Origin of the sequence: Oerskovia rustica, from assembly GCF_014836555.1 — a bacterium.
Classification (GTDB): Bacteria; Actinomycetota; Actinomycetes; order Actinomycetales; family Cellulomonadaceae; genus Oerskovia; species Oerskovia rustica.
In genome coordinates this window covers 24,010-29,816 of sequence record NZ_JACSQQ010000042.1, presented here as the reverse complement: position 1 = coordinate 29,816, position 5,807 = coordinate 24,010, and the positions used below count along the sequence as shown (strand labels likewise).

Genomic DNA, 5,807 nt, shown 5'->3' with positions numbered 1-5,807 from the left:
CGGTCGCGGCGGTCGAGGCGTTCGAGGACGCCGGCAAGCCCTACCCGGTCTTCATGGGCGAGGACGAGCTGAGCTTCTTGCGCAAGTGGCAGGAGACGGACATGACGGCGCTCGGGACGGTCTACTCGACGTTCCAGTGGCGCACACCCGTGCTCGCGGCCCAGAAGATCTGGAACGGCGAGCAGGTCCCGGCCGAGTGGGTCCTGCCCCAGTCGCCCATCACCGAGGACGACCTCGACACGTACCTCGAGGCCAACAAGGACATGCCCTCGCTGCACTACGCCAAGTTCGGCGGCGAGGACCTGCCCGGCTACCCGGAGGCCTGGGCCGACCGCTGACCCTCGGTCGGACGATCACCGACCGACGGAACACACCGACCGCCCCGTCCCTCGACCGACGTCGCAGGGGCGGGGCGGCTCGTGCCTGCCGCCTGGTTGCGGCGGGTCTCAGCTCGCGGCGCTGCCGTGCTCGGGTGGTAGCGCGGCCCGCGGGCCCGTGAGGTGGGCCGGGTCCGGGTCGTGCGCGACGTCGTCGGGCGTGATGCCCACCGACCTGGCGAGCGCCTCGACGTCCCCGCCCTGCAGGAGCGGCAGCGCCTCGCGGACGTGCTCGTCGTCCCAGGTCCACCACCGGGCGCGCCACAACAGCTTGCGCCGCAGCGGGTCGAACCGGTGACGCACCACGCGCCCTTCGCCCACCACCACCGAGAACGGTGCCACGTCCTTCGCGACGACGGCGCGCGCCCCGATGATCGCGCCGACCCCGATGTGCACACCGCCCAGGATCGTCGACTCGTACCCGCACCAGACCTCGTGCCCGACGACCGTGTGTCCGACGGGCCTCCACGCGTCGGACGCACCGTCGACGAAGTTGAACCCGTACGGCGTGACGGCGTCCATGTCGTGGCCCTGGTTGCCGCCCAGCAGGAACGTGGTCCCGGACGCGAACTGGCAGAAGTTGCCGATCACGAGCTTGTCCGTCGGGACACCTCGGTAGGTGGGGGAGTCGGCGAACAGGTAGCGGGCGCGCCCCGCGAAGCTCTCGCGGTGATAGTGGCCGCTGTACCAGGAGTGCCGTCCCTGGGCCAGGACGATGCCCGCATGGTCCAGGACCTCACGTGAGGTGTCGAGGCGTTCGACCACGGTGAAGTCGGGGAAGAGGGCTCGTGCGGTGGGGTCCATCGGGCCAGTGCACCGGAGCCGGTTGCCGCGTGCAAGGGAATTGGGACTGCCCGGTTCGGCCCGACGGCGGAGAGCGCGTCGGGCGCCCTACCACCACGCCCGCTTGAAGCCGGCCGCCTCCGCGTCCTTGCGGCTCTCGAAGCACACGTCGGCCGTGACGTCCCGGAAGTTCCACTCCTCGCCCCGCACGTAGTAGACGTTGGTCGCGCCGTCGATCTCGCGCACGTAGAGACCCTTGACCTTGCAGTTCTCGGGGACCGGGGTCCTGCTGGGGGTGGGCGTCGGGGTAGGGGTGGGAGTCGAGGGTGCCGGGGCGGGCGGTGGTTCGGCAGCCGGGGGCGCCTCGGGTGTCGGGGTCTGCGTGGGGCGCGGCCGGGGCTTCTCGACCGGGGGGACGACGGGGTCGCGGGGCGGAGGGAGCGTGCTGCCGGTCGGCAGCGGCTCACCCGGGCACGTCGAGAGGACGGCGACGAGGGCCGCCTTCTCGGTGCTGGTCACGCGCAGCCCGTAGGTGTACTTGACGCCCACCTGGCGTGCGACGTACGCGCAGCGGAACGCCTCGTTCGGGGGGAGCCAGGCCGAGGCGTCCCCGTCGCCCTTCTGCTGGTTGAGGGCGCCGTCGACGACGAGGACGTTGAGCGGGTCGTTCGCGAAGGCCTCACGTCGCGCCGCGTCCCACGCTCGCGCGCCCTTGTGCCACGCGTCGGTCAGGGTGACCACGTGGTCCACCTGGACCTTCTCCGAGGACAGCGGGCCGCGCTCGAAGGCGATCTCGGTGCCGCTGTACGGATCGGCGAGCAGGCCCGTCAGGACGACGCAGTCGTCCGTCCCGGGTTTGAACGACGCCCCGGACAACGACCTGGCGAGCGCGTCGTTGCGGGTGTCGCACCCGTTGCCGTCGGTGTCGGCGAAACGCGCCCCGAAGGCCTCGACCGAGAACGCGGCGGAGACGTCCCGGTCGCCGACCTCGAGCAGCGCGACCGTCGCGAGCGCCGACTGGGAGGGAGCTGCTGCCACGACCGCGTCGACGTCGAGCGCCTGCACCTCGAGGACGGCCGAGTTGGCCACCTCGAGGTAGTCCGGGGTCCGGTCCTCCGCGGGCTCCTCGACGGGTGGCGGGGCGTTCGTCGCCTTGGAGGTCACGGGAGCCGGCGGCCTGTCCGAGCCACCCTTCTGCGCGAGGGCCACCCCGCTCCCGGCGAGGGCCACGACGAGCACGGCGCAGCCCGCCCAGAGTGCGGGCCCGGACAGGAGCCCTTGCCGGGAAGCCGGCCGACGCGCCGAGGTGCCCTGGCGGGTCAGGCGGTCCCGACGAGCCGAGGCGCGCGACGTCGTCGGGCCTGCGGGTGGAGCGGGCTGCGCGACCGGTCCCGGCGGGGGCGGGATCGGAGGTAGCGCCCGCACGGTCGAGGCAGGCGCGAACGACGCGGGCTGCTCGTCGACCGCCGGTCGGACCTCGGCGAACGGCATGCCGGAGGTGTGCTCGCCCGACGGGCTCGTCGGGCGGGGGGCGTCGCCGCCGAGCGTCCCGACGCCGAGGGGGAGGCGCTGCGTGCTGGTGGGCAGGACCGTGGGGCGGGTGTGCTGTGACCAGCGGTCGCCGTCGAACCAGCGTTCCGTACCGGCTGCGGAGGGGTCGGGGTACCACCCCGGAGCGGTGCGACCCATGACGCCTCCTGCTGCTCTGGTCGCCTGCGTGCAACCCGCCGGCGGCGTCCTGGACCGACAGGGCGATCGAAGGCTAGCGGAGAGCGTCGGGTGGTCACGAATCGGTCCGGCGTGCCCCTGGCGCGGGGCGTGGGCGCGGTCTCACGGAGGGACGGCGAGGGGTGGGCGCGCGTTGCTCTTGACAGCGCTGTCAGATTCACGGTCTACTCGCCCCAGGAAACGCCGGACGGTCCTGGCCGCCCGAACCGCGTCGGGCGTGACACGTCGGGGCGGAGCCAGCCGGGGGTGTGGAAGAATCCCCGCCAGTCGAACCGTGCGGGGGTGGGTGCACATGGCCGCAGGAGGCCGCACCGCACGCGGCGGAGGTCGCCCGACCCTCGCCGCGGTGGCCGAGGCCGCGGGAGTCAGCCTCAAGACGGCGTCCCGCGTGCTCAACAACGAACCCAGCGTCGCCGAGGCGACCCGGCTCAAGGTGCGGGCGGCCGCCGACGCGCTCGGGTTCCGACGCAACGCCGTCGCGGCGGACCTCGCACGCGGAGGCGGTTCCCGGCTCGTGGGGTTCGTGACCGGGGACATCGCGAACCCCTTCTACTCGGACCTCGCCGGCGGGATCGAGCGTGAGCTGCGCAAGCACGGTCTCCAGCTCATCACCACGAGCTCCGACGAGGACGCGGACCAGGAGCGCGAGCTCATCGACGCGCTGATCGAACGACGCGTCGCCGCCCTGTTCATCGCCCCCACGGCCGCCGACCACTCGTACCTGCACGCCGAGCTCGCGACCGGCGTGCCCGTCGTGTTCCTCGACCGCCCGCCGAGCGGGATCGAGGCCGACACCGTCGTGCTCGACAACCGCGTCGGCGCCGCGGCCGCGACCCGGCACCTGCTCGCACAGGGGCACCGCCGGATCGCGCTCGCCGGCGACCTGTCCCGCCTGTGGACGTTCCGCGAACGGCACGAGGGCTTCGTCGCCGCGCTGCGCGACGCCGGGATCGAGGACCCCGAGCGCTACGTGCGCGACGGGCTGCACGACGCCGCGACGGCCCGCGAGGCGGTCGAGGGGCTCCTCGCGCTCGACGAGCCGCCCACCGCGATCCTCACGGCCAACAACAAGATCACCCAGGGCGCGCTCCGGGCGCTGCGCACCGGTCACGGCACGCGGCGCGACGTAGCCCTCGTCGGGTTCGACGACTTCGAGCTCGCGGACGTCCTCGACGTGACCGTCGTCGGGTACGAGATCTCCGTGATGGGCCAGGAGGCCGCGCGGCTCGCGGTCGACCGCATCGAGTCGCCCGGGGGTGCCCCCCGGCTGCGCGTCGTCCCGACCGTGCTGATCCCCCGGGGCTCCGGGGAGATCGCGCCGCGCCTGGCTGCGGTGGAGGTCCCGGCAGGCCGGTGACCTGACGGCGCGGTGCGACACGTCCGGCGAGACGTTCGGCGTGCGCGGCGGCCGGTACACCCTGGGCGCCCGGTCCTGCCGGGTCGGTCGCTTTGTCGTCGTCGTCCTCTTCGAACCCCGCCCAGGTCTCCCCGAGGTAACGATTCGGCGCACCTCTTTGACAGACCCCGGTGCGCGGTCTTACGTTCGACCTGTTCCTGACAGCGCTGTCAACGACGAAAGTAGGACCCCATGCGTAACGGATTACGCGTCGCCGGGGCACTGGTGGGCACCGCAGCCCTCCTGGCCCTCGCGGCTTGCAGCGGCGACTCTGGTAGCGATTCCACCTCGGGCGGCTCGGGTGATGCTGCGGGCGGCGACGTCGAGGTCTTCACCTGGTGGGCCGCCGGCTCCGAGAAGGCCGGCCTCGACGCCCTCGTCTCGGTGTTTGACGAGCAGCACCCCGACTACACCTTCGTGAACGGCGCGGTGGCCGGCGGCGCCGGATCGGCCGCCAAGGACCTGCTCCAGACCCGGCTCCAGGCCAACGACCCGCCGGACACCTTCCAGGCTCACGCGGGGGCCGAGCTCACCGACTACATCGACGCCGCCCAGATCGAGGACATCTCCGACCTGTACGACGAGTTCGGGGTCACGGACGTCTTCCCGCAGGACCTCATCGACCTCCTGACGGTCGACGGCAAGATCTACTCGATGCCGTCCAACATCCACCGCTCGAACATGGTCTGGGCAAACCCCGCGGTCCTGACCGAGGCGGGCCTCGACCCCGCAGCGACGTACGCGACCCTCGACGACTGGTTCGCCGCCCTCGACGCGGTCCAGGCCACGGGCAAGACTGCCCTCTCGGTCGGCCAGACCTGGACCCAGGTCAACCTGCTCGAGACGGTCCTCATGGCCGATCTCGGCGCCGAGGCCTACAACGGACTGTGGGACGGCACGACCGACTGGGAGAGCCCCGAGGTCACGGCCGCTCTCGAGGACTTCCAGAAGCTCATGAGCTACACCAACACCGACCGCGACGGCCTGGACTGGCCCGAGGCCACCCAGCTCGTCATGGACGGCGACGCCGCGTTCAACGTCATGGGCGACTGGGCCGTGGCAGCGTTCGAGGAGGCAGGCAAGACGGCCGGCACCGACTTCACCTACTTCCCGGTCCCCGGGACGGACGGCATGTTCGGATTCCTCGCCGACTCGTTCACGCTCCCCGTGGGCGCCAAGAACGCCGACGGCGCCAAGGCCTGGATCGAGACGGTCTCGAGCCTCGAGGGCCAGACGGCGTTCAACAAGGCCAAGGGCTCCATCCCGGCCCGCACCGATGCGGACCCTGCTGACTTCTCCGAGTACCAGCAGACCGCCATCACCTCGTTCGCGGACGACACGATCGTGCCGTCGCTCGCCCACGGTGCGGCCGCCTCGGTCGCCGTGCTCAACGCCATCTCGGACGCGACGAGCAAGTTCACCTCCGGCGCCTCCGACCTGGCGCAGTACCAGGCCGACCTGGCCGCCGCCGCCGCCGAGTAGGGCGCAGGCGGTACCCGTCGCGGGGGGGGGGGGGGGGGGCC

4 protein-coding genes and 1 pseudogene are annotated in these 5,807 nt (G+C 72.4%); 3 read left to right on the top strand and 2 right to left on the bottom strand.

Going from position 1 to position 5,807, the window contains the following annotated elements:
* Nucleotides 1-338 (top strand): annotated as a pseudogene (locus H9652_RS17445) (ABC transporter substrate-binding protein); the annotation flags it as partial.
* Nucleotides 339-446: 108 nt separating this feature from the next.
* Here the strand turns inward: H9652_RS17445 and H9652_RS17440 are convergent.
* Nucleotides 447-1,181, bottom strand: a complete 735-nt coding sequence (locus H9652_RS17440) for an LbetaH domain-containing protein (RefSeq protein WP_191797750.1) — start codon at nt 1,179-1,181, stop codon at nt 447-449.
* Nucleotides 1,182-1,268: 87 nt separating this feature from the next.
* Nucleotides 1,269-2,849, bottom strand: coding sequence for a GmrSD restriction endonuclease domain-containing protein (locus H9652_RS17435; protein ID WP_191797748.1), 1,581 nt, complete (start codon nt 2,847-2,849; stop codon nt 1,269-1,271).
* A 331-nt stretch (nt 2,850-3,180) separates the two neighbouring features.
* Between H9652_RS17435 and H9652_RS17430 the strand changes: the two genes are divergently transcribed.
* Both H9652_RS17430 and H9652_RS17425 read left to right on the top strand, forming a co-directional pair.
* Nucleotides 3,181-4,245, top strand: coding sequence for a LacI family DNA-binding transcriptional regulator (locus tag H9652_RS17430; protein WP_191797746.1), 1,065 nt, complete (start codon nt 3,181-3,183; stop codon nt 4,243-4,245).
* Nucleotides 4,246-4,476: 231 nt separating this feature from the next.
* The gene (locus tag H9652_RS17425) at nt 4,477-5,766 is read left to right on the top strand and encodes an ABC transporter substrate-binding protein (RefSeq protein WP_191797744.1); all 1,290 of its coding nucleotides are present in this window, start codon (nt 4,477-4,479) and stop codon (nt 5,764-5,766) included.
* Nucleotides 5,767-5,807: the final 41 nt, after the last annotated feature.

Bases quoted from the DNA above. Each gene is read 5' to 3' on its own strand.
- H9652_RS17440 (WP_191797750.1), bottom strand. From the start codon at position 1,181: ATGGACCCCACCGCACGAGCCCTCTTCCCCGACTTCACCGTGGTCGAA.
- H9652_RS17425 (WP_191797744.1), top strand. From the start codon at position 4,477: ATGCGTAACGGATTACGCGTCGCCGGGGCACTGGTGGGCACCGCAGCC.
- H9652_RS17435 (WP_191797748.1), bottom strand. From the start codon at position 2,849: ATGGGTCGCACCGCTCCGGGGTGGTACCCCGACCCCTCCGCAGCCGGT.
- H9652_RS17430 (WP_191797746.1), top strand. From the start codon at position 3,181: ATGGCCGCAGGAGGCCGCACCGCACGCGGCGGAGGTCGCCCGACCCTC.